This window comes from Bacillus sp. RK1064, assembly GCF_051488405.1.
In the GTDB taxonomy this organism is placed as follows: domain Bacteria; phylum Bacillota; class Bacilli; order Bacillales; family Bacillaceae; genus Bacillus.
Window position 1 is genome coordinate 1,885,617 of record NZ_JBPSCZ010000001.1, and the last position, 26,066, is coordinate 1,911,682.

Below are 26,066 nucleotides of genomic sequence, written 5' to 3' on the forward strand. Positions count from 1 at the left end.
GTTAGTCACCTCACCCTTATGTCGTGTAGCGATTTTTTGGCTGTGTTAATCCTAGATTTTCTCGTAAGGTTTGTCCTGTATATTCTGTTTTGAATAGACCTCTTTCCTGAAGGATTGGGACGACGCGGTCTACGAACACATCCAGCCCTTCTGGCAAGAGCGGCGGCATGACGTTAAAGCCGTCTGCTGCTTCTTCATTGATCCATGTTTCCATCACATCTGCTAGCTGCTCTGGTGTGCCAATGAAAATATTATGACCACGAGAGCCGGCAACCGATTGATAGAGCTGGCGAATGGTCAGGTTATCCTTTCTCGCCATATTCATCACAAGATCAAAGCGGCTTTTCACCGCATTTGACGTGCTTGGATCAATCTCTGGAAGCGGTCCGTCTAAAGGATACTGAGACAGATCAATCCCACCTAAGTAGTTTTGCAGAATGCTCAGCCCAATCTCAGGAACAATCAGCTCCTGTAATTCTTCATATTTTGCTTTGGCTTCTTCCTCTGTATCAGCAATGATCGGGAAGATACCCGGCATGATGCTGACGTCCTCTCTAGCACGGCCAGCAGCCACTACTTTCTCCTTCAAGCTTTGATAAAATTCCTTCGCTTTTTCGAGATCGTTTTGTGCAGTGAAAATGAGTTCAGCTGTTTTCGCTGCAAGCTTTTGACCATCCTCGGATGATCCTGCTTGAATGATCACTGGCTGCCCTTGAGGCGTGCGTGATACGTTGAGAGGACCCCGTACTGAGAAGAACTCACCTTTATGCTGGAGCTCATGAAGCTTACTAGATTCAAAGAATTCTCCCGTTTCCTTGTTTCTGACAAGGGCGTCTTCCTCCCAAGAATCCCACAGACCTTTGACGACCTCGACGAACTCTTCTGCTCGTTCGTATCGTTTATGGTGTGCTAAATGCTCTTCTCCGCTAAAATTTTTCGCTGTTTCTTCAATAGAAGATGTGACCACATTCCATGCCGCTCTTCCGCCTGATAAATGATCAAGGGAGGCAAACTGTCTTGCAATATGGAAAGGCTCACTGTATGTAGTGGATGCTGTTGCTGCTAAACCAATTGATGTAGTAGACTCAGCAATGGACGAAAGCAGGGTGAGCGGTTCAAATCTCGTCAATACATTCGGATGAGAGGTTTGATTAATGGATAAGCTGTCGGCTAAAAAGAGTAAATCTAGCTTTCCTTCCTCTGCTTTTTTCGCTAATTGTTTAAAATAATCCAGGTTCATGGCTGCATCTGATACGGCGTTCGGATGTCTCCAAGAGGCAACATGATGTCCAGTTCCTGCGATGAATACGCCTAGCTTGAGCTTCCTTTTCGGCTGTGACACTTGTTCTTCATCCTTTCTATATCCTGTTGTATCAAACTGAAGTCCTCAGAAGATACATTTTTCTGATTGAATTAATCGGTTTTATCAATAAAAAAAGGGCAAATGTTGCGAAAAATGAAAAATAATTATTACTATATGCCCTTTTTACAGGATTGTCAACCGCCTTCTGAACCTCCAAAATTAGGGATTTCACCTGTTCATCATGGTGTGTCGATTTCAATATTTCCGATGAGCCGGTCTGTGGTATGTGTCACCAATTGGCTGCGTTCCAGCATGTTATGGGCGATCACGGAATGAGTGGAAGATATAGTGCGGACGGCAATCGCTTTTTGAGGAGATAAATTAATGATGTTATTCCGCAGCACACGGGCTGAGGCGGCTTGATCGATAAAGATCGCCGTCGGCTGTCCGAACGAACGATTTAAATAAAAGCGGTTATCTCCAATTTGCGGTGAACCATTTTTAATATACATCACCACATATAAAGATGTTTCTTCAAAGGAATTATCTTTAATTTCTAATGGACCCGTCGTGCTGCTGTATAAGGCGTAATTTTGGTAGTGCTTAAAGCGATTCTGCCAGATGAAAGCCTTTGCATTCCCAGTGATACTGATCGTATACGAAGACGCAAGCTCTGGGTGTCCTTCTTGAATAAAATGGTTGCCATTGATTCCAGCTTCCCCTTCCTGCACCCATATCCCTCTGCTGAAATCTTTGAATTGATTGTGCTGGATCAGGATATTCGTTCCTCTCACCATCGCCCCATCGATCACCGAGTAGATTGTATTGTTTGAAAAGACGACGCTATCCGATTGATAGATACGCAGCGCTGCGCTTCTTTGCCCTGTATTCGTCCCCGATTCAATATGATTTCCTTCTATTAGAATACGATTCGCCATATAAACGGACACAGCCGCATCTTCAAATAGACTGATCTTATTTCCTGTAATGTGAACGCTGTCGCCCCTCACATCAATCCCTTTTTCAAATCCCTCAATCATATTGCCAATAATGATCACATTGTTTTCCGTTTGACCAAGAGAGACACCTAAGCTCGTAATTCCTGCTTTTGTAACGCCTCCTCCCACTGCACGGATCAAATTGTTGGCAATGATTGTTTCGGTGGCAAAGCCATAGGAGATACTGCTGTCTGTATGATTGCCTTCAATGATGACACCATAGCCGTTGAAATTATAAATGGAACTTGCAGCACCACCTCTTACAATGTTGTTTCGAATTTGAATATTCAGCGGTTCCTCCATATTAACTGCGTTTTCTCCGTAGCCTTCAATATCAATACCCATTCTCGGCTCGACTCCGTTTACTCCTGCTCTCTCCAGCAGACAGTCCTCCACAATGACCCCATCACAGCCTGTAATCGAGATATTGTTTCGTCTTGAATCTGTGATGTGGCAGCCAGAAATATGAATAGATGAAGCAGGCGAGTACGATTCAGCTTGTGATAATAAACCGTGGGGACTTACAATGATGCCGTCTCCCGTACAATTCTTGATTTGCACACGATTCACTTCCACATGGGAGGCCCCTTCAATACATATCCCAAAGCCCCACTCATGGGTTTTTCGTTCAGGGGGAAGCGACTTGTACACATGCTCATGACGATCCCCTTCGATTCGCCCGCCTCTGATGGTCACATGCTGAACCTTTCCTATATAAAAGGCCGCATACCCCCACGAATCATTTGGTTTTACCTTAATCACGGCATCCGGCGCCATCTCAATGTACATATGACTTGGCACCCGTATGCCTGCACCTCGGAAAGGAAAAAATCGATCACCTCTGTACACTGCATCGATTACATACGTGCCGCTCGGCAGCCAGACGTGGGAATACCCCTGTGCTTTCGTCCATTCTAAGCATTCATTGAGCCTCGCTGTACAGTCCGTTTCCCCATCCGCAATCACACCAAAATCTTGTACATTGACAACAGGTTTTTTTAGAACAGATTCATTCAATTCCCCCAACCTAAATCCCTCCTTTTCACACAAGTCCTCTTGTCATCCTATGCATGTGTAAAAGGTTTGCTTGTACAATTCTTCAAATTTTAAGTAAATTTTTCGATATAACTTTCTGACCATTCCCACTTGAAAGAATGTTTCATTTTTTTGAGTCTTTACGCCTATTGAACTAACATTTTCCTGTTTTAGAATAGTTTTATATTGACACAAGAACTATACAAGAATATCATTTTTCTCATATCTCTTTTTTTAAGAAAGGATCTATGCCATGTCTACAATTGACCACGATAAAATTGTTAAAAGTGTTCCTCAAAAAGGGTTTTTTGGACATCCTAAAGGACTTTACACACTGTTTTTCACAGAATTTTGGGAGCGTTTCTCTTATTACGGCATGCGTGCACTGCTTATTTACTATATGTACACAGAGGTGACAAAGGGCGGTCTTGGTTTTGATCAGACGACAGCCAATTCGATCATGTCTGTCTACGGTGCGCTTGTCTATATGTCAGGCATTATTGGAGGATGGCTTGCCGATCGAGTATTCGGTTCGTCCAGTACGGTCTTTTATGGCGGGGTTTTCATTATGCTTGGACATGTCATTTTAGCTTTGCCAAGCGGAGCAACAGCGCTCTTTATTAGTATGGGACTGATTATTATTGGGACGGGTCTTTTGAAGCCGAACGTTTCAAACATTGTTGGCGACCTGTATACCAAAACGGACCCTCGCAGGGATTCTGGCTTTAGTATTTTCTACATGGGCATCAACATGGGTGGTTTTATTTCCCCATTAATTGTCGGAACACTCGGTCAAAAAGTGAACTTCCACCTCGGATTCTCACTTGCTGCCGTTGGGATGCTTGTTGGACTTATTACATTTGTGATCACGAAAAAACCGAACCTTGGTCTTGCCGGCACTTATGTGACAAATCCGTTATCAGCTGCTGAACGCAAGAACTTCAAAATTTTCGGAACATTGATCATCATTGTGCTCGCTGTTTTTGTTGTCATTGGCATTCAAACAGGCGCACTCACGATTAATCTATTCACTTGGTTTGTCAGTGTGCTTGGTGTGCTCATTCCGATTGTGTATTTCATCGTCATGTATTTCAGTAAAAAGACGAGCCCAGTGGAGCAATCCAGGGTTCTCGCTTATATTCCATTGTTCCTTGCTGCGGTGATGTTCTGGGCAATTCAAGAACAAGGCTCAAACATTTTAGCCACATATGCAGATCAACGAACAAACTTGAATTTCCTAGGGATGACACTTGCCTCTTCGTGGTTCCAATCATTGAACCCAATCTTTATTGTGCTGCTGTCTCCTGTGTTTGCTTGGTTGTGGATTAGACTTGGAAAGAAACAGCCGTCTACCCCGATTAAGTTCTCACTTGGCCTTCTATTTGCAGGATTATCCTTCATCATCATGATCATTCCTGCCTACATGTCTGGTTCGAATACACTTGTGAGCCCATTATGGCTTGTTCTGAGCTTCTTCCTTGTCGTGATCGGAGAGCTCTGCTTATCACCAGTTGGGCTGTCAGCAACAACAAAGCTTGCACCTGCTGCCTTCTCAGCGCAAACGATGAGCCTTTGGTTCCTTTCAAATGCGATGGCACAGGCGATCAATGCGCAAGTGGTCAAACTGTTTGATAAAGTGCCAGAAACCGTCTATTTCGGTATCATCGGAATGCTTGCCATCGTTTTATGCGGTGTGATGCTGCTCTTAACACCAGTGATCAAGAAAGCAATGAAAGGCATTCATTAAATAAAAAAAGAAGCCTCCCGATTGGGTTGGCTTCTTTTTCATCGTTTAAAACCGAATCTCATCATCTCCATGAATTTGCAGCTTAAGCGGTTCACTTTTCGCCTGATGCTTTTTCACATAGCGGTGATAGACGACATACCCAATGATCATGAGAGGGACGCCGACATATAACCCAATGCGCTGTTCCTTATCAAAGGCAAGGCTGATTAAAACGATTGTGTTGAGTGTAATCGCAATAATTGGCAGAACCGGATAGAGAGGGGTTTTAAATTTTAAGTTTTCCAGCTTTCCGCCTGCTTTAAGATATCTTCTGCGGAAAAGCATCTGTGATAATGTAATGGTGATCCAGCCAGTCTGGGCACTCATGCCGGCAATGGACACGATCCAGGCAAATACTGTTTTCTCTGCAAAGAACCCGGATAATAGCGAAATCCCTGTAAACAGGAACGTGAGCAGTAAGGCATTCATCGGAATACCGCGCTGATTCACGCGTCTAAATGCTTTTCCTGCCATTCCTTCCTTCGATAAGGAATACAGCATTCTCGTCGATGCATACAAGCCAGAGTTGGCAACAGATAATAAAGCGATGATAATGACAAAGTTCATGATGTCTGCCGCAAAAGGAATTCCCGTTCTCTCAAATACAGTAACAAATGGACTTTGCAGCACACTCGCTTCCTTCCAAGGCACCATACCCGCTAAGACGAAGATTGATAAGACGAAAAAGACGAGTGTACGCCAAACAGTCTGATGAATCGAACGAGGAACGGTTTTCTCAGGGTTTTCACTTTCTCCTGCTGCAATCCCGATCAGCTCTGTTCCTTGGAATGAAAAGTTCACGGTGATCATCGTGACCACAACGGCGAGCAATCCATTTGGAAACAAACCATCACTCACAAAATGACTGAAGTAAGGGGCAGGTGCTCCGCTCGTTGTTTCAATAAAACCAAACATCGCCGCTCCGCCTACACCTATAAAGAGTAAAATCGCAATAATCTTAATGGTTGAAAAGAAAAACTCCGACTCCCCGAACGCTTTCGCCGATCGGGCATTTAATAAGAAAAGACACAGTCCAAATATGAGACACCAAATCCACACATCCACTTGCGGGAGCCAGCGCCTCATCAGCTGTCCTGCTGATAAGAATTCTAGGGCGACCGTTGCCGCCCAGCCAAGCCAATAAATCCAGCCGACAGCAAAACCCGCTGCAGGGCTGACAAATTTCGTCGCATACGTATGAAACGACCCCGACACAGGAAGTGCGACCGACAACTCTCCAAGACAGAGCATGGTTAAATACATAATCAATCCACCCACAATATAAGAAAGAACGGCTCCAACTGGCCCTGCTTGTCCAATCGTATAGCCCGTTCCTAAGAAAAAGCCTGTCCCAATGACACCGCCAAGTGAAATCATAAATAAATGGCGGGAGGTCATCGCCCTTTTCAGTTGTTCGGGCTGATTTTGTCCAACATCCACAATGATGCCCTCCTTCTTCTAAGATGCTCAGTTATCAAAACATGTCTCCATGTGATTCATTCCATTTTCAAAACAACCTACTAATTATACATCTTTTATAATAAATATTCTTCCTTCTATGGTCACTGTCTCAAAGTCTTTATTTTAGTAATGTTCGCACAAATAAAAGATGAGAGGCTTTATAGACGTGAGAGGTTTGAAAGAAATGGGTTGCGGGCATAAAGTTGGTGAGATTCGCTCAAGCTAGTTTCAAATGCTTTACTTTTAGGTTGCTTCTCTGTAAGATCATATGTTGTAAATACCAACAAGAAAAGTGGGGAATAAAATGAAAAAAATGTTCTTTGCCATTATGTTAGGCGCTTGTGTTGCATTGATCACGGCATGTGGATCTGGTGCAAGCGACAACGCGAATAAACAATCTGGGTCTAAGGAATCAGGTGACCTTTGGAAATCCATTCAGGATAAAGGTGTTCTGACGATCGGAACAGAGGGTACTTATGCTCCTTTCACATTCCATGACAAAAAGACAGATAAATTAACTGGCTACGATGTAGAAGTCATCACAGAAGTAGCAAAACGACTTGACTTAAAACCTGAATTCAAAGAAACACAATGGGACAGCATGTTTGCTGGACTGAATTCAAAACGTTTTGACGTGGTAGCGAACCAAGTTGGTAAAACTGGACGTGAAAATCAATATGAGTTCTCTGACAAATACACAACGTCTCAAGCCATTGTTGTGACAAAATCAGATAACAACGACATCAAGAAACTATCTGATGTAAAAGGCAAAAAAGCAGCACAATCATTAACGAGTAACTACAATAAGCTAGCAACAGATGCTGGTGCTAAAATTGAAGGCGTTGAAGGTCTTGCACAATCCATTCAATTGATTCAGCAAGGACGTGCTGATCTGACGTTCAATGACAAGCTGGCTGTATTGAATTACTTGAAAACAAGCGGTAACAAAAACCTAAAAGTTGCATTTGAAACAGGAGATCCTCAAGAAACTTACTTTGCATTCAGAAAAGGCAGCGGCGAAGTCGTTGACAAAGTGAATGGCGCATTAAAAGAAATGAAAAAAGACGGTACACTCGCAAAGATTTCTAAGAAATGGTTTGGTGAAGATGTTACAAAGTAATACCCTGGGAGTCGTCATTCCTTGGGATCTTCTTCAGCAATCTTTTTGGCCAATGGTGATGCAGGGGATTTATTATACAATTCCCCTCGCCATCATTGCCTTTATCATTGGTATTTTTATCGCGCTTGTGACAGCTCTTGCTAGAATGTCTAAAATCAAAGCCCTCAGATGGATTTTCTCCATCTATGTGTCGGCCGTTCGCGGAACGCCGCTTTTTGTGCAATTGTTTATTATTTTCTATTTCTTTCCGACATTTAATATCACACTGGATCCATATCCAAGTGCCATTATTGCTTTTTCATTAAACGTAGGTGCGTATGCGTCGGAAATTATCCGTGCATCCGTCCTGTCTGTTCCAAAAGGACAATGGGAAGCTGGTTATTCGATCGGGATGACGCATCGTAAAACACTCGTCCGCGTCATTTTACCGCAGGCTGTGCGTGTATCGATTCCGCCGCTATCTAATTCATTCATTAGTTTGGTGAAGGATACATCTCTTGCCTCCCAAATCCTCGTGGCAGAGCTTTTCCGTAAGTCTCAGGAAATTGCTGCAGCGAACTTGGATCAGATATTGTTCATTTATATGGAAGCAGCCCTGATCTATTGGGTATTCTGCTTCATTCTATCGCTCGTTCAGCATCAAATTGAAAAACGACTTGATCGATATGTCGCAAGGTAAGGAGGGAACGACATGCTAACAGTCAAAGGTCTAAAGAAATCCTTTGGTGAAAATGAGATTTTAAAGTCAATAGATTTTACAATCAACAAAGGGCAGGTTGTGGCCATTCTCGGTCCATCAGGTTCAGGAAAAACAACGATGCTTCGCTGTTTAAATGCACTTGAAACACCAAATGGCGGCTCCTTTACCTTCGATGATTTCTCGATAGATTTTTCGAAAAAAAATAAATCAGCTGACCTGCTGAAGCTTCGCAGGAAATCAGGAATGGTGTTTCAGGATTATCACCTGTTCCCACACCGCACAGTGCTTGAAAATGTGATGGAAGGTCCTGTTCAAGTACAGCGCCGTCCGAAGGAAACGGTTCGAAAAGAAGCCATCCAGCTCTTGCAAAAGGTCGGTCTTGAAGATAAAAAAGATCTGTATCCATTCCAGCTGTCAGGCGGTCAAAAGCAGCGTGTCGGGATTGCCCGTGCACTTGCCATTCAGCCAGAGCTCATGCTTTTTGATGAACCAACCTCTGCACTTGACCCTGAGCTTGTCGGGGAAGTCTTAAAGGTCATGAAGGATCTAGCGAAAGAAGGCTGGACCATGGTAGTGGTCACACATGAAATCAAGTTTGCCCAAGAAGTGGCAGACGAAGTGATTTTTATTGATGGCGGCGTCATCGTCGAACAAGGCCCTCCGGAAGAAATCTTCAAACGACCGAAGGAAGAACGAACAAAACAATTCTTAAACCGGATTTTGAATCCAGTATGATGAAAAAAGGCTGTTCTCATGAGATGAGAGCAGCCTTTTTTCATATTTTTAAAAGTAAGCGATTACAATTGAGCAAAGCCATTTAAAGGGGCGTGGGAGTATGTTACGATTGAATTCGAGTGTTTAAGAAAGAAGGGAATGCTTTTGAAGCGGGAACATCTTTTACGTTGGTTTTTTTATTTTGTTGGATTGATCGTACTAGCTTTTGGATTATCGCTGACAGTGAAAGGAAAGATTCTTGGGATTGGTCCTTGGGACGCTTTCCACTACGGACTGTTTCAGCACTTTGGACTCACGATTGGACAGTGGTCCATCATTATTGGTGCACTGATTGTGACACTGACTTCTGTTTTTACGAAATCATTTCCAAAGATCGGCGCATTACTGAACATGGTGCTGATTGGCGTGTTTATAGATTTCTTTAATGCGGTATTGCCTGCACCACATGGGTATTTACCCGCTTTATATGTGTTTATTACAGGCGTTGTGGTATCAGGGTATGGTGTTGGCATTTATGTCTCAGCCAATCTTGGCGCCGGGCCAAGAGATTCATTAATGCTGCTCATCTCAGCGAAAACAGGATTGAACGTGCAGTGGGTTCGAAATGGCATTGAGTTAACAGTGCTTTTATTTGCATGGATGCTCGGCGGACCGATTGGCATTGGCACGATTCTGACTGCTATTTTTACAGGTATCGTCCTTCGTTTCTCCTTGCCGCAGTCTACACGGCTCCTGCAGCTGCTTATTACTAAAACAGCAGAGAAACCTGTTCAAACGCTTATCAGATAAGAACAAGCCATTCTACAAAAAGAATGGCTTTTCTTGTGCTGAAATAAATAAACAGATTTTTCTTATATTCATAAGATCAAATAAGCCTACATCTGTCATTTTAGGCTTTCAGTGAAAAGGAGGCCTGTTTCCCTTTTTCCCAGCGCTCTCCAATGTTACAATCAATGTAAAAAATTGAGGTTCGTTATGAAGATATTTGCTATCCAATTACTACACTTAGATGAAATAGGTGCACGACAACAAATCGATTGCCTGAAACCTTTTGTATCACCTGCAAAGCGTGCTGCGGCTGAGCGCTTTCGTTTTTTGGTCGATGCAAGAAGGACCCTGTTAGGTGAGGTGCTGGTTCGTCAAATGATCCATGATATGTACGATCTGCCTATTGATCAAATCGTTTTTGCAACAGAGGGCAACGGCAAGCCTTTCGTCCGGCACATTCCTTCTTTTCACTTTAATCTTTCTCACTCTGGTGATTGGGTCGTATGCGCAATAGATGATGCACCTGTAGGTATTGATATTGAGGAGATCAAACCGATTGATCTAGCGATTGCTAAACGATTTTTTTCAGCAGATGAGTATGAGGATTTACTTTCACAACCGGCAGAACGGCAGGAAGCCTACTTCTTTCATTTATGGTCAATGAAGGAGGCCTTTATCAAGCTGACTGGAAAGGGATTATCTTATGGTCTTTCGTCCTTTACAGCCCGTCTGTCAGAGGATGGACTGGCGACGTTGATATTACCTGATCATGAAGCGCCCTGCTTTGTTCAAACATACTCACTCGATCCTGCCTACCAAATGGCGGTGTGCACACGAAAGCCTGCTGCGGCTGAAAGTGTTGAGATACTCTCTTGCAGAGATGTGCTGTCCCGCCTTTAATATCGCCCAATTTGCTGAAATGCTGTCTTTAGCAAATCGACTCCACGTGTGATTTGCTCTTCTTTCACATGCCAGATGTTCAGCTGAAGAATGGGGTCTTTTTGATGGGTTGACAGGTAATGGCGGTCGATTGACTGAATGGAAACAGATTCCTTTTTTAGGTGCTGAATGAGCTGATTCATCGGAATCGACCGATCGACACGTACATGTGTATGAGTAGCTGGCCCCTCTTCTCCCAGTTGATAAGCGATTTGATCATTTTTCAGACAAGTCACCAGCTGTTTGGATCGGTTGCGATAGGTTGTCTGCATTCTTTCTCGATGCCGTTCAAACATCCCACTTTTTAAATATATTTCTAAGGCTGCCTGTGACAGCATGGAGCTGTCGATGTCAATGAGCCGTTTGTGTTCACTAAAAGGTCCAATCAGTTCCTCAGGTAAAACGACTGCTCCTGTTCGAAGTCCCGGAAAGATAATTTTGGAGAAGCTCTTTAAATAAATGACCTTACCCGCCTGATCGTATGAATAGATCGGGTCTCTTTTTGCATCGAATTCTAAATCGGCTATATAATCATCTTCAACGATATAGACATCATATTTCTCGGCAAGAGCTGCAATCGCTTTTTTCTCCTGTTTTGACAAGCTCGTTCCAAGCGGGTTTTGAAACCTTGGCATCGTATAGAAAAAACGAATCTCCTCTTCTCGAAAGATACGCTCCAATTCCTGAAGATCAATTCCCTTTTCCGTCCGCTGAATCCCCCGCACGGGCAGTTGATTTTTCTCTAAATATTGGAGGTATAGGTGATAGCCAGGCTGTTCGACTAGTATGGTCTGTTTTCCATTCGGAAAAGGAATGGTGCTTAAAATGGATAACGCCAGCTGAATACCAGAGGTCATGACGATCTGTTCTGGATTTGCAAATACTTGATAATCCATTAATCGCTTAGAAATGACTGGAAGCAGCGATGGTAATCCGTTGGCTGTGCCGTAAATAAACAAGTCATTTTGATACAAATCAATGGCTTGGTTGATGCAGTGCTGGAAATCGACATATGGAAACACGACGGGATCAGGTGCAGATGAAGCAAAATCAATCCATGTGCTGTCCTGTTTGCCCGCCGACTGCTTCGTTTTCACAACATAATAGCCGCTTCTTTCTACAGAATACAGCAGATGTTCACGTTCTAATGTAGCCAGCGCTTTGATGACAGTGCTTTTACTCACTGCATATTGAGTTGCTAAATGGCGAATGGAAGGGATCTTCATGCCAGCACTGTATTCACCAGACGCCATTTTCTCTTTTAAGCTGAGAATAAGCTGATCATATTTCCTCACACCGCTTCCTCCTTGTACCGGTACAGATATCATGTTCTCTTATTGTACACCTTAGATGATCCGATTACGATAGAAGAACAGAACCGGTCAATTCATCTGAAGCATGCATGCTCGTGTAAGGAGTCAACTTGTGAACATTTCAAAACAGAAAGCGTATGCTGCCGCGATAGGCTACGCCACGATTATTGGTTTTTCATTTTTGTTTGTCAAAATTGCATTAGAATCAGCAAATCCGATCGATTTATTGGCACACCGCTTTACGATTTCTTTTGCAGCCGCACTATTGCTGTATCCATTTTTACGAAAGAAGAACCGTCTCTCTATTCAATGGCGTGATCTTCTCTACATCGTACCGTTTTCCTTGCTTTACCCTGTGTTGTTTTTTGCTTTTCAAGTATGGGGGCTGATGTATACCTCTTCGTCAGAGGCTGGTATTATCCAGGCAACGATTCCCATTCTGACGATGGTGCTGGCCGCGTGGTTTTTAAAGGAACGCGCGACATGGATACAAGTGCTGTTTACCATTCTTTCTGTGTGCGGGGTGATGCTTCTCTTTGTTATGAAAGGAATTGATGTAAAGCATTCACACATGATCGGCTATGTGCTGATATTGCTTTCAGCCTTATCCTCCAGTGCATATAGTGTATTTGCCCGGGTGATTACACGGCGCTTCCATGTGATTGAACTCACCTTCGTGATGACATTCTTTGGGTTTGTCTTCTTCAATGCCGCTGCGCTCATTCGGCATTCGGTCAACGGGACAATGCCGCAATTTTTCAGCCCATTTACACAAGCATCCTTTGTATGGTCAATGCTCTTTTTAGGCATTCTTTCTTCACTTCTCACGGCATATTTATCCAACTATGCCCTCTCTCAGCTTGAAGCGGCAAAAGTCAGCATCTTTAACAATTTATCTGCGTTTATTACGGTCGCCGCTGGGGTTCTCATTTTACATGAAACAATCGATTGGTATCATCTCATCGGAGGTGTGCTGGTTATTGGCGGAGTGATTGGCGGGAATGTAGTGAAGAAGCGGAATTCATAAGAAAAAGCGGTCTCTCAAACGAGGACCGCTTTTTTTTAATGTCTGATGAAGTGTTGATTGCTTGTCAGGTCAATGCACCTTCCTCTATTTATCCAAGCGAGAAATATTGTAACAAAATAGTTAGAATTACATAATGGTTCTATTTACTTCGCACTTCATAGATAGTTACTGAAGTATTATCATTATCAAATTAATAAAATACAAGTTTATGAGGTGTTATTTTCTGAATAAATTCGCCATCAGTCCTGTTATTTCATCAAAATAAATCTAAATTTTCCATTATAATGGAAAATACAGTATAAAAAACCTATTTATCTAAAATCCTTTTTATGTATAATATGGGTATATAATCAAGGGTGGAGGTGTTAAATATGGAAATGGGTTTAAAAAATAGATTGTTCGCAATCCTAGGCTTGAGTCTTATTTTCACTTTAACTTTAACAACTATGATTTTATTGACTCTTGAACCAGTCACACCTTTTGCAAATCTAGCAGCAAACTATCCTCAAATACCTACTTGGGCATTAACTTCTATTAGTGCAATTCTAAATGCTGCTGGTACAGTTGGTGCTATTGCTGCTGTCTTAGGTACTTTTGGACTTGGTGCTATTGCCTCTCTAGTAATTAGTTATGCTAGAAAATATGGGGTTAAATACGCTATTGCTTTCTAAAAAATGAATTTTTATAGAGAAGGTGTAAACGCCTTCTCTTTACACCTTTAAAATGGAAGTGTTGTAAATGCATAAATATTTAATATACACAAAAATCTTGTTAATCAATGATTTAAGAAGACATCAACGTAATAATGCTCTCATTTTTGTATTTTTTTCTTTCTTATACATAATTACTCCCCTATTACTAGGTGTATTAACTACTTACTTAGTTAAAAATTTATCAATAATCTATTTATCGTTGTTTATATTAATGTTCACAGTAAATATTGATAAGAGTTTAATGAGGATACTTTTCTCTTCAGATAAAAAACAGATGGCTATTTTAAAACTCCAGCTAGATCAATATATTTTCGGTAAAGATATGAGTAAGTTTTTTAGTATTATGGTTGGATTATTATTCTTCATTCTAGGTTCTTACTTAACAAATTTAAGTATACATGGGTTTCAAGGATCTTTAACACTAGCAGCTCTGGCCATCACTTCTTTCATCTTAGGTTACCTACTTAGATTGCATGTATTGTTACTACTTTCAAACACCAAATTTTTCGCAATTTCATCAACTATTGGATATATAACTACAGGTCTCATTGCACTTTGGGTATTCACTGTATTCAAATTCAATTTATTAAAAAGTTCTTTATCTAGTTATTCAATATATATTATTTTAGCCTTCACATTCATTAGTATACTTTTAGTGATTTATTGGAGAAGAAACGTTCGTAATGTGCCAATTTTCCATTTCCAGAAAAAAGCGAAAGAACAAAAAGGGACATCTAGAAAATTTAATCATATATTGTTTTATGAAATTACACTCCTCATGAGAAATCCCCCTATTCAATGGTCAGTATTATTATTTATATTAACAATATCCGGGGGACTGTTTGGTTTAATTCTTTATGGTGTTAATACGAACCAACTTGAAACATTAAATATAGAAAATGATTTTTTATTTATTTTTAGTGTTATTTTTCCTATGATTTTTATATCAAATGCAATACAACCGTATGTTTCTTTTGATATTGACGGTCCCATTCTCCCTTTAAAACGAAAATTACCTAACTTAGTTAAAAATAAAATCAAAAATAAGGTTATTTTATCTATCATACTACATTTGTTGTTTTGTATTTTATACACCATTTTTTCAAGTTTCACAATAAAACTAGATGAGCCTGTATACGTGATAATCACTTTAGTAAACACCTGTATACTTGTAGCTATTTGCACTGTAGGTTCTACTGTCGTATTTCCATATTTCAAGTGGGAATTTGTTTATCAAGTTCCTAGTTCCCTTAGTAAATTGACTTTAAATATTTGTTATGGTTTCATTTTAGCTTTATCAGTAATTTCATCCTATAGCACAGTATATTTTATTGTAACAAATATCGTTATGGTCACTAGTTCACTTATTATTATATTTTTAATAATTAGATTTTGGGATAGAACAATAAATAAAAACTACAAATCATTTAAAACATTATTTGAGTGAGGGATTGTATGTTATCACTTCATAATCTAACTAAAGAATATAAAGATTCTAACTTTAAAGTTATGATTTCTGAGATGCATTTCAAAGAAGGTTCAATAATTGGCTTATTAGGTAAAAACGGTGCTGGAAAAACTACTATTCTAGAAATGATAGCTGGATTAATACAACCTGATGAAGGCCAAATATTGATAAATCATAGCAAGCAAAATTTCTCATCTATAGGATATATGGAAGACGATCCAACTCTATTTGAAAACTTAACTTGTTTTGAATTGGTAAAATATCAATCTATGCTTGTAGAACAACCTTTAGAAAATGACCAGATCAATGAGATGTTGCGTAACTATGGATTAGAAGAGCAAACACATCGGCGTTCCTCTTCTCTTTCAAGAGGAATGAGACAAAGAATGTCCTTTATTCTAACAATATTACATAATCCAAACATTATTTTATTAGATGAGCCATTTACAGGTTTGGATCCTACAAACATGGCTGACATGAAGAAACATTTAAGAAATTTCAAAGAAGCCAACAAAATCATTTTGCTCTCCACTCATATCATTCAATTTGCAGCAGACTTATGCGATGAAATCCTTTTTATTGATAATGGTACTATTATTCACTCAGAAAAAAAATCTTCAGGAGTGACTTTTCATGAAGATCAACTCGAAAAGAAATTTTTTGAAAAATTATCTTAAAAATTTTTTAGTTTTTATTATATTTTTTTTAGGAGGTTTTAGTTTAAGTGTTTTTGCTTCAACATTTATAGATAGTATTGATTTTAAAAACAACATAAATATTGACAGCTATCAAGAAATTTTCTTTAATAACCTTTTTGTGTCACTTCTTATATTAGTTTCTGGAATAGTTAGTTTAGGCTTGTTATCTAGTATTATTATTTTTTTAAATGGGTTTTTCCTAGGTGCATTTTTCATATCGTATACGTATATATACGGAATTGACATAGCACTATACTATATTATTTTCCACTCTCCGGTGGAAATTGTCGGGTTGTTTCTTTTTTATTTTGTCTCATTTGATATATCAAGGCAAATTATGCGGTATATACTATCTAAAGACAAAATCTCTTTTAAAACAAAAGGGAAAATCTATTTCAGTCAGCTCATAACCGGGGTTTTCTTTTTATTTATTGCTTCTATTATTGAATTTTATTTCATAAAAATTTGATATTGTTAAAGGGTGTTATTATGAAAAAACACATTTTATTAGTATGTATGCTCTCTGGTATTATAGCTTTTATCCTTTCTATATTAAAAATGGATGAAATAAATAAAAATCTACTTGAGCTGCAACTTGAAGGAAATCAAGATATAATTGAATTTAGTAAGTGGATAGGTATTTCTCTTGCTGTTATTGGAGAAGTATTCAAGCCTATAGTAGAAGTTTTATTTTTTTCATTAATCATTTTTCTAAGCTTTATAATTTTTGGAATAAAAGATTCCTATAAAAGTATATTTAAAAGAGGGGTATTATCTTACTATTTCATCTTAATAGGTAACTTGATTGTCATTATTTTATACCTCTTTAATGTACCTAATGCTGAACACACGATCACAATTCCATTTTTGTGGAATATTAATATTTTTGTTATAGTCTCATTTAGTGTATGGTGCTATTCCTACGTGAAAAATCAAGAAAATAGAAGTTATAAATTTTACATCCCATTCGTATTATTATTCTTATTTTCTTTGGCCATATCAGCGTTTTCAAGTATTCTTCCTCAGTAAAAAACGACCCAATATGGGCCGTTTTTTCTTATTTCTTTATCAATTGTTGTTTGGCTGCAAGGTCAATCACATGTCTCATCTGTTCTGCGAAGTGCTCGAGGTGTGTGTTGATGTACATGTGGCCTCCATCGAAATTGGTGCGTTTGATGGTCTTTGCCCATGGCAGCCAGCCGTTTGCATCTTGCATGCATTTTTCATCTTGTGTTCCATTGAATAAATAAACGGGTGTTTCGATGACGGATTGATCTTTGTGCTGGAAGGTTTCCAGTGCCTGGTAGTCTGCACGTAAGGACGGCGTAAAGTAATCCATCATTGGTTTGTTCTCTAATAATTCCTTTGGAATCCCGCCCATTTCGGCAATATGCTGAACAAATGCTTCATTGGATAAATGGGTCAGGATCTGCCGTTTTGTTTGCGGCGGCTGAATGGCCGAGATCACAACTGCTGCAGGATAGACCCCTTCCTTTTCTAGCAGCTGCGTCAGTCTATACACGACAAGTCCTCCCATGGAATGTCCGAACAGGATAAATGGGCGGTTCAGGTTGCCTGTAAGCCCTTCTTTGTACAGCTCAGCCAATTGGTCAATGCTCGTTTCGAGCGGCATGAGATTGGTTCCATGCCCTGGGGGCTCTGCTGCTGTTACTTCGGCAGAGCCTTTTAGCTGTTCAAAGAGCGGGCGGTACGAGGCGGAATAACCGCCTGCAAAAGGAAAACAAATAAGCTGAATAAGGTCTGATTTTTTTTCAAAGGTTTTAAATAACTGATTCATACGTCCTTACCCCTTTATAATCGTTTGAAGAATCCGTGCCAGTTCATCTGCCTGCGGCCTTTTCATCATGGTGACATGGTCTCCTTTGATGTGATAATACGAGCACGACCCTTTCGTATAAGCCTCCCAGTCTGAGAACTTCTTCTGGAAATCGATGGCGTGATCACTGCTTTGTACAATATAAAACGGCACAGGGAATGGTTCTTTTTCTAATTCAATGGCTTGTGACATGATCGTATTATGCGTTTGCATTTGCAAATATTTATCTAAATATTGATCATTCATAAATTGATGAACCACTTCATCCTTTTCTGCCTCTTTGAGTATTGTCTGTTTCACTTCTTGGAAGCTCAGCCCTTGTAATGCTTCTGGCTGGATGCCGACGAGATTTCCCATTCCTAGGACAAGCGCAAGCATTTTCACTTCTTCTTCGTTCATATCGGCATGGAGCGCCTGATCTGCCTCATCTCTTAGCACTGGCACCGTATCTAAAATGATCAATCCTTTCGGCGCTTTTCCTGCATGGCAGAGCCGCTGATTCATTCCGTAGGCAAGATGCCCGCCCATTGAATGCCCTGCTAGATAGTCAATGCCTGGTCGATAGAAGGTCTCAATGGCTTCAATAAAAATGGTGACAAGCTCTGTGTAATGGAGGAATTGCGGTTCTTCATCCTCATATAAGCCAGGAGACTGCATGGCATAAACAGCGCCTTGATGTGTCATCAGCTTAGCAACATCGATATAGCCCATGACCGTTCCACCGGCAGGCGGTGCAAAGAATATTCTCGGTTCAGCTGGATCGCCTTTTTTCAGCTCAATCACATAGTCCTTCGGAGACCTTTCGACATGCTCCCCGGCCTCTGGAATTGCGTCCAAATGTGCGGCTAGCTGCGCAGGTGCTGGATGCATGAAAATCCATTTTGGATCAACACGAATCCCCTTTTCTTTTAATTTGGCAACAGCCTGGATACTCATAATCGAATCGCCGCCTAAATCAAAGAAGGAGTCATGCATGCCTACTTGTTTGACACCAAGCACTTCCTTGAAAGCTGTGACAATTTGTTCCTGCGTTTCGGTGACTGGTTTGTCATCCCCCTGGGAAAGAGAGATCGTTTCTGTCGGCTCTGGCAGTGCTTTTTGATCAACCTTTCCGTTCGTTGTGACTGGCATTTCGTCCATTACAATAAAGTAACTTGGAATCATGTAGCCTGGCAGGCTTTCCTGCAAAAATGCTTTCCAGCCCGGAACAGGATTCTCCCCGTCTGTGACAAGGTAGGCTGCCAGCCGTTTAGAGCTGCCATACGTTTTGGCGATGACTGTACATTCCTTTACTTGCGGATGCTTGAGGAGAGCTGTTTCAATTTCCCCACATTCAATCCGGTAGCCTCTAATTTTCACGAGGTTGTCTTTTCGGCCGAGATATTCAATGGTGCCATCTGAGCGCCATGTACCAAGATCACCTGAACGATACAGCTTGTCTCCCTCTAGTTCAGGAAATGGATTGTCAATAAAACGCTCCTGCGTCCGCTCTGGATCATGAAGGTAGCCTTTTGCCAGCCCTGTTCCGCCGATATAGATTTCTCCTTTGACGCCTGCTGGCACTGGGTTGAGCGCTTCATCTAGTATGACGACAGTTGAGTTCGATACCGGGACACCAATTGGAACTGATCTTGCACCCTCTGGCATGTGCGTGACTTGATGTGTTGCTGCTAAAGTCGTGTTTTCTGTTGGACCGTAAGCATTGATGAGCACACCCTCCATATGCGGGAGTACCTTTCGTGCATGCTCACTAGACATCGCTTCTCCGCCAACAAGTAATGTGCGGTAGCCTGCTACACTTTTTGGATCGTGCTCCACCAGCCGATTGAATAAGGCGGTTGGCAGACAGTTGGCTGTCACTTGATGCGTTTTGATCAACCGTGATAATTCATCCATATTCAGTGCGGCATATTTTGGGATCAGAATCAGCTGACCGCCATTCAGCAGCATTCCCCATAATTCAAATGTAAAGGCATCAAAAGCATAGTTTGAGAGCTGAAGCATCTTGTCATCTGGACCTAGTTCAATATAGTTTGTTTCTCTAACCAGGCGGACAACTCCTGCATGAGGGAGCATCACGCCTTTTGGTGTACCTGTTGAGCCTGATGTGTAGTTGACATAGGCCAGCTGGGCTTCCCCTATGATCGATTGTTCTCTTTGATACACTGCATCTGTTTCTGATAACGGCTTGTCCATGTTAATCTTTGTACCTGTAAAGTCTACTAGACGACTTGCAAAATGAGACTGAGTGATGATCACATCACTTTGCGTATCGCGAACGATGAGGCGGATGCGTGCATCTGGATATTCAGGTGACATCGGAACATACGCAGCACCAGACTTGACGATACCTAGCACCGAGACAATCATGTCAAAGGAACGATCAAAAAGCATCGGTACCAGTGAACCTGGTCCAACTCCTTTAGACTGCAAGTAAGCAGCAAGCTGTGTCGCCTTCTCATCCAACTCTTGATAAGTCATGTGCTCTTCCAAATAGGACAAGGCAATACGGTGCGGATCACGCTGCACCTGTTCTTCAAACAGCTCTTGAAGGGTCCGTTTTGGATATGATGTAGCCGTTTGGTTTTTTCCTATGATCATGGCGGCCTGTTCCGCTTTGTCCATTAAGCAATAGTCAGAAAATGTACGTTCAGGCTGAGCCGTCATACCATCTAGCAGATGAAGATAATAATTCATATAACGATGGATGGTCTCTTGATCAAATAAATCTGTATTGTATTCCACATGGATCGACAGCTGATCTCCCTGTTCAAATACATGCAGGGTGAGATCAAATTTAGACACTGTATGATGGACCATCACATGTTCACTTGTCAGCCCTTTGAGATTTACATTGAGCGAATCTGTTACATACCCCATGGCCACTTGGAAAATAGGCGATCGACTTAAATCTCTATCCAACGAAAGATCATCGACAAGCTTGTCAAATGGATAACGCTGATGCTCAAATGCTTTTAACGTCATCTCTTTCACGTTTTCCAGGACATCAGCAAACGTATCTGCTGTGGAGATATCCTGCCTCAGCGCAAGTGTATTCACAAACATCCCAACGAGCTTCTCTGATTGTTTGGCATCTCGCCCTGCGATCGGCGAGCCAATGATGATATCTGTCTGTCCGGACAGCTTGTGAAGCAGGACGTAGTACGCTGACAGCATCGTCATGAACAGCGTTGTGCCCTGCTGCTTGGACAAAGCCTGCAAACGGCGGATAAGCGGTTCTTCCAAGACGATTTGCTCTGTAGCGCCGTTAAATGTTTGAACCGGCGGACGAGGGCGGTCAAATGGCAGCTCTAGCACTGGAAGTTCACCTTGTAAGGTATCGAGCCAATAGGTTTGGTCTGCTTGATGATGCGTTAGTTGCTCATTTTCCCAATGAACATAATCTGTCCATTCGATTTCCAGCGCCGGGAGCTGCGGCGATTCATCTGAAAGAAGCCCGTCATATGCCACTTCTAACTCCTGAATGAGCAGGCTGAGCGACCATGCATCTGAAATGATGTGGTGCTGCGCGCAAAGAAGATAAAATTCCTCATTGCCCATATCCACAATCGTCCAGTGTGAAAGAGGCCCTCTTTCTAAATCATAGACGCGGTTTGCCTCTTGCTGAATAAGCTGCTTGAGTCTTCTCGTTCTCGTTTTTTCATTAAATAATGAGAAATTCGCAACTGTGACGGATGGCGGAAGGTCTTCACGTATCAGTTGAGCTGGCTTGCCCCTAAGCGATTTAAATGTTGCACGCAGTGCTTCATGACGTTTCGTTAAGAGACCGATCGCTTTTGTTAACGCTTGAATGTGCAGTTGTCCTGTCAGCTTCCAAGCACCTAATATATTGTAATGATGGCTCTTTTCTAATGTGGATAAGAACCAAATGCGCTTCTGAGCATGTGACAGCTCATAGCTTGTTCGCTTTTCAAGCTTTGGAATCTTGGCTTCCTGAACAGCCGGTGCCCCTTTGATGTCATCAACCATTTGCGCCAGATGGGCCAGATGCTTACTTTCAAATAATATTTTTAAAGGCGCCTTGATTGAACATTCATGATTGATCCGAGAAATAGTTTGAGTCGCCTTTAATGAATGCCCGCCAAGATCAAAGAATTGATCCTCTTTGTACACACGATCTACGTCTAAAATGTCCTCCCATATGGCAGCAAGAATTTGCTCTGTTTTCGTTTCTGGCAATTGTTTTTCAAGGGGTTGTCCATTTTTGTGATGATTCAGCTTGAGGGCTTCATGATCAATAGAGCCATCTTGTTTTTTCGGTATTTCCTGTACTTGCTGAATATCCCAGTCACCTTTTGTTACGCCTGCGATATCTTCAACATGCACTTCTTTGCCAGACTGAACCGTGTAAAAAAGCTTTTTCTCAAAAGTCGGAATTGGTGCTGGCTGAAGATACTCAGCGATTTCTGGATTGGCTCCGTCTAGTCCGATAAATAGATGCGCTTCATTCAGCCGGGCACCTAGACCTAATGAATGGAGACCTTGCTTCTTTCCAATCAATTGAAATCCCTTGCGGACGGTTAGCGCTGCGCCGGTATGTCCCTTAGACAAACCAAGATTATCCCACATGCTGAAGTTCAAAGAGATCGCCCGTCTTCCTTCTTGAAAGGTGAGAGCGTGCGCAAGTCCATCTAAAAAGCTGTTGGCTGCAGAGTATGCCCCGAATGTTGTGCCGCCAAAAAAGCCATTCACCGATCCAAAAAAGACGAGTGGTACTGCCGGGTCATGCTTGAAGGCTTCCTGCAGGACAAACGCTCCGTCTGCTTTCCCTGACAGCTCCTTTGTGAAATCCTCTTCTGACGTATGAGCCAATGCATACTTATCCGCATGCTGAAAATGCTCTGACACATTGCCAGCCCCGGCTAAATGCAGCACGCCCCGGATGGATTGACCAAAGTGTTTTTCTGCTTTGTAAATCGCCCGCTCGACGTCAGCTAAATTGGTCACATCCGCTTGTACATAGATGACATCACCGAGGCCTTTTAGCTGTGAGAACGCCTCTTTCTTTTCCAGGCTGTCTTCCAGAGAAGTCCTTCCAATCAATACGAGCTTTAGGCCAAATTGGAGCATCTGTTTAGACAGCTCAAATCCAATACCGCCAAGACCTCCAGTCAGCAAATAAAGACCTTCATATTCTAAAAACCCTTCTGTTTGAGGTGCTTTCATCATATTGACTTTTTCCAGCTTTGGTACGAACCTGTGCCCGTTTCGGTATGACACCTCTGCTTTTATATGAATCGCTGACAGCTCTTCAGCAATGTGCTTTGCATCCTGTTCCACACGCTCCGCTTCAATATCAATATGGGACACCTCTGCTCCTTCCCATTCTTGCGGGATGGTTTTTAATAAACCAGCGAGCGACGTTTTCTCCACATGAAGATCGTCTTCAGGGCTTACAAATTGACCACCCTTTGTCACCACGACAAGCCGGACTGGCTCTTTGTTTTCTTGCCTCCAAGCTTGATACAAGTACAAAATAGATTGATTGGTACTCGCATGCATTTCTTTGAACTGCGCAGGCTCAACGATGGCTTCTTTGTCTGTCACATTCCACAGGTGGAGTACCTGCCCTGTCTTTAATTCATCTGCTTCAAGTGCTGCAGCGAGCCTGACGTAATCCCCCTTGATTCTCGGATTCATCTGGTACATCCCTTTGGACAAACGCAAAAATTCACGCCCTTTTTTCACAGAAACATAGGACTGATTTCTTTGTTCAAATTGTGCGTAAAGTGATTGGTACAGCCCTTTTTCATCCTCGAAAACGAGTACATGATCAGCAGAAGGCTGAGACGGACCAATATGCTCCTTTGCCCAAGTGCGTTTGAAAAACCAATCTGGGAGTGTTTGTTCATTTTCAGAAGCAAGATCCAGTGCCCTTTCAATGTCGCGGAATACTCCCTCTTTTAGCGCTGCACCTAACTGGGCACGTTGGATTTTCCCACTCTCTGTTTTCGGAAATTGGTCTTTTTTCACCGGAATGATGTGATCAGGCTCTATCCCGATTTTTCGGATGATGGCCTCTCTAATCTGCTGAATCATCGTGATTTGTTCCTCTATTGAATCTTTTTGCGAGACAAAAAAGACGGCAAGCGTGTCGTTGCTTGATTCGGGATTGTAAATGCCGTACGCAGCGGCAAAGGTGACTTCAACCCCGTCCACCTCTTCCACAACCGCTTCAATTTCGTAATTCAAATAGTTGGCTCCGTTGATGACGATGATGTCCTTTTCCCGGCCTGTCAGAACAAGACGCCCTTCATGAATAAACCCTAAATCCCCTGTGTGAAACCAGCCATTTTCCGCAAATACCTCTTGATTGGCTTCCTCATTTTGATCATAGCCCATCATAATCGTTGGACTCTTCACCTGTAAGCGTCCGACCTGATCTTCTGGCAGCACATGATGATGTTCATCTACAATCCGAATCCATACAGACGGAATAGGTACGCCGACTTCTGTAAACGTCATCTTGTGCGGATGATCTTGCGTCACGTATTGAATTTCACCTGTTAACGAGGTCTGATCAATCGTCAGCTGTCCATCCTGATCATCATGCCGCATGAATTTCTTTGATTGAACAATGGCTGAGGATGTTTCAGACATGCCGTACGCCGGCACCATCGCATGGCGGCTTAATCTGTGCTGACCCATGATATGCATGAAGCGCTGCGTCACTTTTGGAACAACCGCTTCGGCTGCATTCATAATATAAGTCAGTGTGGAGAGATCCCAGCTCCCCTTGCGAATGTCGTCCTCATATTCATTCATCATGGCAAAAGCAAAATTCGGTGCCCATGTCCTTGTGACGCCGTATGTTTCTACCCAATCCAGCCACACCATCGGCCGCTCGATAAATTGATCGATGGATGGACTAATCTGCTGGCAGCCAAGGTAGACGTCATGCACATGAAACATGACAATGCCTCCTACATGATCAAGCGGCATCCAGTTAAGCGACACATCCTCATGCGTAAAGCCATTTGTCTGCTCAAAGGAGATGATCCGAGATAAAATACTTTGATGGTTGTGACGGATACACTTAGGCACACCCGTACTTCCTGAAGACAGCAGCTGAAGCACAGGCTCATCCGGCTCTGGCTCATAATGCTGTTCATCCGGTTCACACGTAAGCAATGTTTCTACTGTTAAAATAGGTATTTCTTTTGCCTCAAATGTCTCACGCAGCCCAGCAATGTCTTCAGCACTTGCTTCTTTTGTAATAATAAACGGTTCATTTTGCAGCTGAAACACGCCCTTGAGCTTGTTCACTCCTTGATTCATCTCATCATAAACAGGCGGAACAGAGACTGGAGTCGGAATGATGCCACCGAGAATACAGCCCCAAAACACGGTGATGAAATCATGATGATCTTTTAATTGAAGTAACACTTGATCGCCATTTGTCAGCCCTGCTTTCCTTAAACCAGACAGAACCCGTTCTGCGTTTGTGAGTAACTCAGGATAGGTTTGGGTCAATGTGCGCCCGCCTTCTTTGATATAGGTCACCCCGCGGTCAGGTGACATAAAGGCTGATCGAATCAGCACCTCTGTCAGTGTGACAGGTGTGCCTGGTTTTTTGATGACATCCCCGCCATACACAAGTGCTGGCGGCTTTTCATGAGCGGATGCTTGCTTTGTTTCGCCCGCTTCATCCTTCGAGATCGATACGTTCCCTTGCGCACGCTGTCGATTAGGAAACAGGTCATCTAGGTGATAAGGCATTTGTTTTTCTGTCTGACTTTCAATGAGAGCGGCCGCTTCCTCCACTCCATCTATGGCTTTCGTACGCTCTTCTATCTTTCTTAAACCCTCTTCATCTATGATGTCAATCGAAAGCAATGCTTCTGTATCGATGGCTCCACTTTCTGCCCTTGGCAAGGAAGGCAATAAGACGAGAGCGGCTGGTACTTCATAGGGATGAAGCGGGCCTTTCATCAAGTCCTCTCTTGTCAGCGAAGGGTCCTTCGCCTGTGCAAATAGCACAAGCGAGAGGCTGCCTTCTTGATTTTTCTTAGGGATTAACACACATTCCTTTAGCGGAAAATGAAGCATCATGACTTGCTCTAATGCTTTGAGATCGATTCGTTTTCCGTTGATTCTGACGATATGATTTGCTGCATGTCCTTTTCGTCTACTAACTAACATCG

General features: G+C 42.2%; 18 protein-coding genes. 12 read left to right on the plus strand and 6 right to left on the minus strand.

Going from position 1 to position 26,066, the window contains the following annotated elements; genetic code table 11:
* Positions 1-16: 16 nt before the first annotated feature.
* Entirely contained in the window at positions 17-1,342 is a 1,326-nt protein-coding gene (locus ACSSTM_RS09810; RefSeq protein ID WP_437404153.1) for an LLM class flavin-dependent oxidoreductase, read from the minus strand.
* Positions 1,343-1,542: 200 nt separating this feature from the next.
* Complete coding sequence (locus tag ACSSTM_RS09815) at positions 1,543-3,327, minus strand: right-handed parallel beta-helix repeat-containing protein (protein WP_095285963.1); 1,785 nt, start codon at positions 3,325-3,327, stop codon at positions 1,543-1,545.
* A 262-nt stretch (positions 3,328-3,589) separates the two neighbouring features.
* Here ACSSTM_RS09815 and ACSSTM_RS09820 point away from each other — a divergent pair, with 262 nt between their 5' ends.
* On the plus strand, positions 3,590-5,083 hold the full coding sequence (locus tag ACSSTM_RS09820) for a peptide MFS transporter (RefSeq protein ID WP_034664107.1): 1,494 nt from the start codon (positions 3,590-3,592) through the stop codon (positions 5,081-5,083).
* A 45-nt stretch (positions 5,084-5,128) separates the two neighbouring features.
* On the opposite strand, the gene ACSSTM_RS09825 is transcribed toward ACSSTM_RS09820, so the two are convergent.
* Positions 5,129-6,562: an amino acid permease gene (locus ACSSTM_RS09825; protein ID WP_420735105.1), complete on the minus strand. Its 1,434-nt coding sequence runs from the start codon at positions 6,560-6,562 to the stop codon at positions 5,129-5,131.
* A 325-nt stretch (positions 6,563-6,887) separates the two neighbouring features.
* On the opposite strand from ACSSTM_RS09825, the gene tcyA reads away from it, so the two are divergent.
* The 5 genes from tcyA to ACSSTM_RS09850 all read left to right on the plus strand — a co-directional run bounded on the left by tcyA (position 6,888) and on the right by ACSSTM_RS09850 (position 10,806).
* The gene (tcyA, locus tag ACSSTM_RS09830; RefSeq protein ID WP_003213831.1) at positions 6,888-7,703 is read left to right on the plus strand and encodes a cystine ABC transporter substrate-binding lipoprotein TcyA; all 816 of its coding nucleotides are present in this window, start codon (positions 6,888-6,890) and stop codon (positions 7,701-7,703) included.
* On the plus strand, positions 7,690-8,382 hold the full coding sequence (locus ACSSTM_RS09835; RefSeq protein ID WP_034325166.1) for an amino acid ABC transporter permease: 693 nt from the start codon (positions 7,690-7,692) through the stop codon (positions 8,380-8,382). Before tcyA ends, ACSSTM_RS09835 begins: the two co-directional genes overlap by 14 nt.
* 12 nt (positions 8,383-8,394) lie before the next feature.
* The gene (locus ACSSTM_RS09840) at positions 8,395-9,138 is read left to right on the plus strand and encodes an amino acid ABC transporter ATP-binding protein (RefSeq protein WP_106038513.1); all 744 of its coding nucleotides are present in this window, start codon (positions 8,395-8,397) and stop codon (positions 9,136-9,138) included.
* A 144-nt stretch (positions 9,139-9,282) separates the two neighbouring features.
* On the plus strand, positions 9,283-9,927 hold the full coding sequence (locus ACSSTM_RS09845) for a YczE/YyaS/YitT family protein (RefSeq protein ID WP_034664112.1): 645 nt from the start codon (positions 9,283-9,285) through the stop codon (positions 9,925-9,927).
* Positions 9,928-10,113: 186 nt separating this feature from the next.
* Positions 10,114-10,806 (plus strand): 4'-phosphopantetheinyl transferase family protein, encoded by a 693-nt coding sequence (locus ACSSTM_RS09850; RefSeq protein WP_034664114.1) that lies wholly within the window; start codon positions 10,114-10,116, stop codon positions 10,804-10,806.
* Here ACSSTM_RS09850 and ACSSTM_RS09855 read toward each other — a convergent pair.
* Positions 10,803-12,140 (minus strand): PLP-dependent aminotransferase family protein, encoded by a 1,338-nt coding sequence (locus ACSSTM_RS09855; protein WP_106038512.1) that lies wholly within the window; start codon positions 12,138-12,140, stop codon positions 10,803-10,805. The two genes, ACSSTM_RS09850 and ACSSTM_RS09855, sit on opposite strands and share 4 nt — an antisense overlap.
* Positions 12,141-12,270: 130 nt before the next feature.
* Here ACSSTM_RS09855 and ACSSTM_RS09860 point away from each other — a divergent pair, with 130 nt between their 5' ends.
* The 6 genes from ACSSTM_RS09860 (at position 12,271) to ACSSTM_RS09885 (ending at position 17,093) form a co-directional block, all read left to right on the plus strand.
* Positions 12,271-13,185 carry a DMT family transporter gene (locus ACSSTM_RS09860; RefSeq protein ID WP_034664118.1) on the plus strand — a complete coding sequence of 305 codons (915 nt, stop codon included), beginning with the start codon at positions 12,271-12,273 and terminating at the stop codon, positions 13,183-13,185.
* A 371-nt stretch (positions 13,186-13,556) separates the two neighbouring features.
* A complete protein-coding gene (locus tag ACSSTM_RS09865) occupies positions 13,557-13,856 on the plus strand; it encodes a hypothetical protein (RefSeq protein ID WP_034664121.1) in 300 nt (99 codons plus the stop codon).
* Positions 13,857-13,923: 67 nt separating this feature from the next.
* The gene (locus tag ACSSTM_RS09870) at positions 13,924-15,345 is read left to right on the plus strand and encodes a hypothetical protein (RefSeq protein ID WP_034664123.1); all 1,422 of its coding nucleotides are present in this window, start codon (positions 13,924-13,926) and stop codon (positions 15,343-15,345) included.
* A gap of 8 nt (positions 15,346-15,353) precedes the next feature.
* Positions 15,354-16,043: an ABC transporter ATP-binding protein gene (locus ACSSTM_RS09875; RefSeq protein ID WP_034664125.1), complete on the plus strand. Its 690-nt coding sequence runs from the start codon at positions 15,354-15,356 to the stop codon at positions 16,041-16,043.
* Positions 16,000-16,533, plus strand: coding sequence for a stage II sporulation protein M (locus tag ACSSTM_RS09880; protein WP_034664127.1), 534 nt, complete (start codon positions 16,000-16,002; stop codon positions 16,531-16,533). The genes ACSSTM_RS09875 and ACSSTM_RS09880 overlap by 44 nt, the downstream gene beginning before the upstream one ends.
* A gap of 20 nt (positions 16,534-16,553) precedes the next feature.
* Positions 16,554-17,093: a hypothetical protein gene (locus ACSSTM_RS09885; protein WP_034664129.1), complete on the plus strand. Its 540-nt coding sequence runs from the start codon at positions 16,554-16,556 to the stop codon at positions 17,091-17,093.
* A 28-nt stretch (positions 17,094-17,121) separates the two neighbouring features.
* Here ACSSTM_RS09885 and ACSSTM_RS09890 read toward each other — a convergent pair whose 3' ends face one another.
* Positions 17,122-17,862, minus strand: coding sequence for a thioesterase II family protein (locus tag ACSSTM_RS09890; RefSeq protein WP_034664131.1), 741 nt, complete (start codon positions 17,860-17,862; stop codon positions 17,122-17,124).
* Positions 17,863-17,868: 6 nt separating this feature from the next.
* Entirely contained in the window at positions 17,869-26,064 is an 8,196-nt protein-coding gene (locus ACSSTM_RS09895; RefSeq protein WP_437404154.1) for an amino acid adenylation domain-containing protein, read from the minus strand.
* Positions 26,065-26,066: the final 2 nt, after the last annotated feature.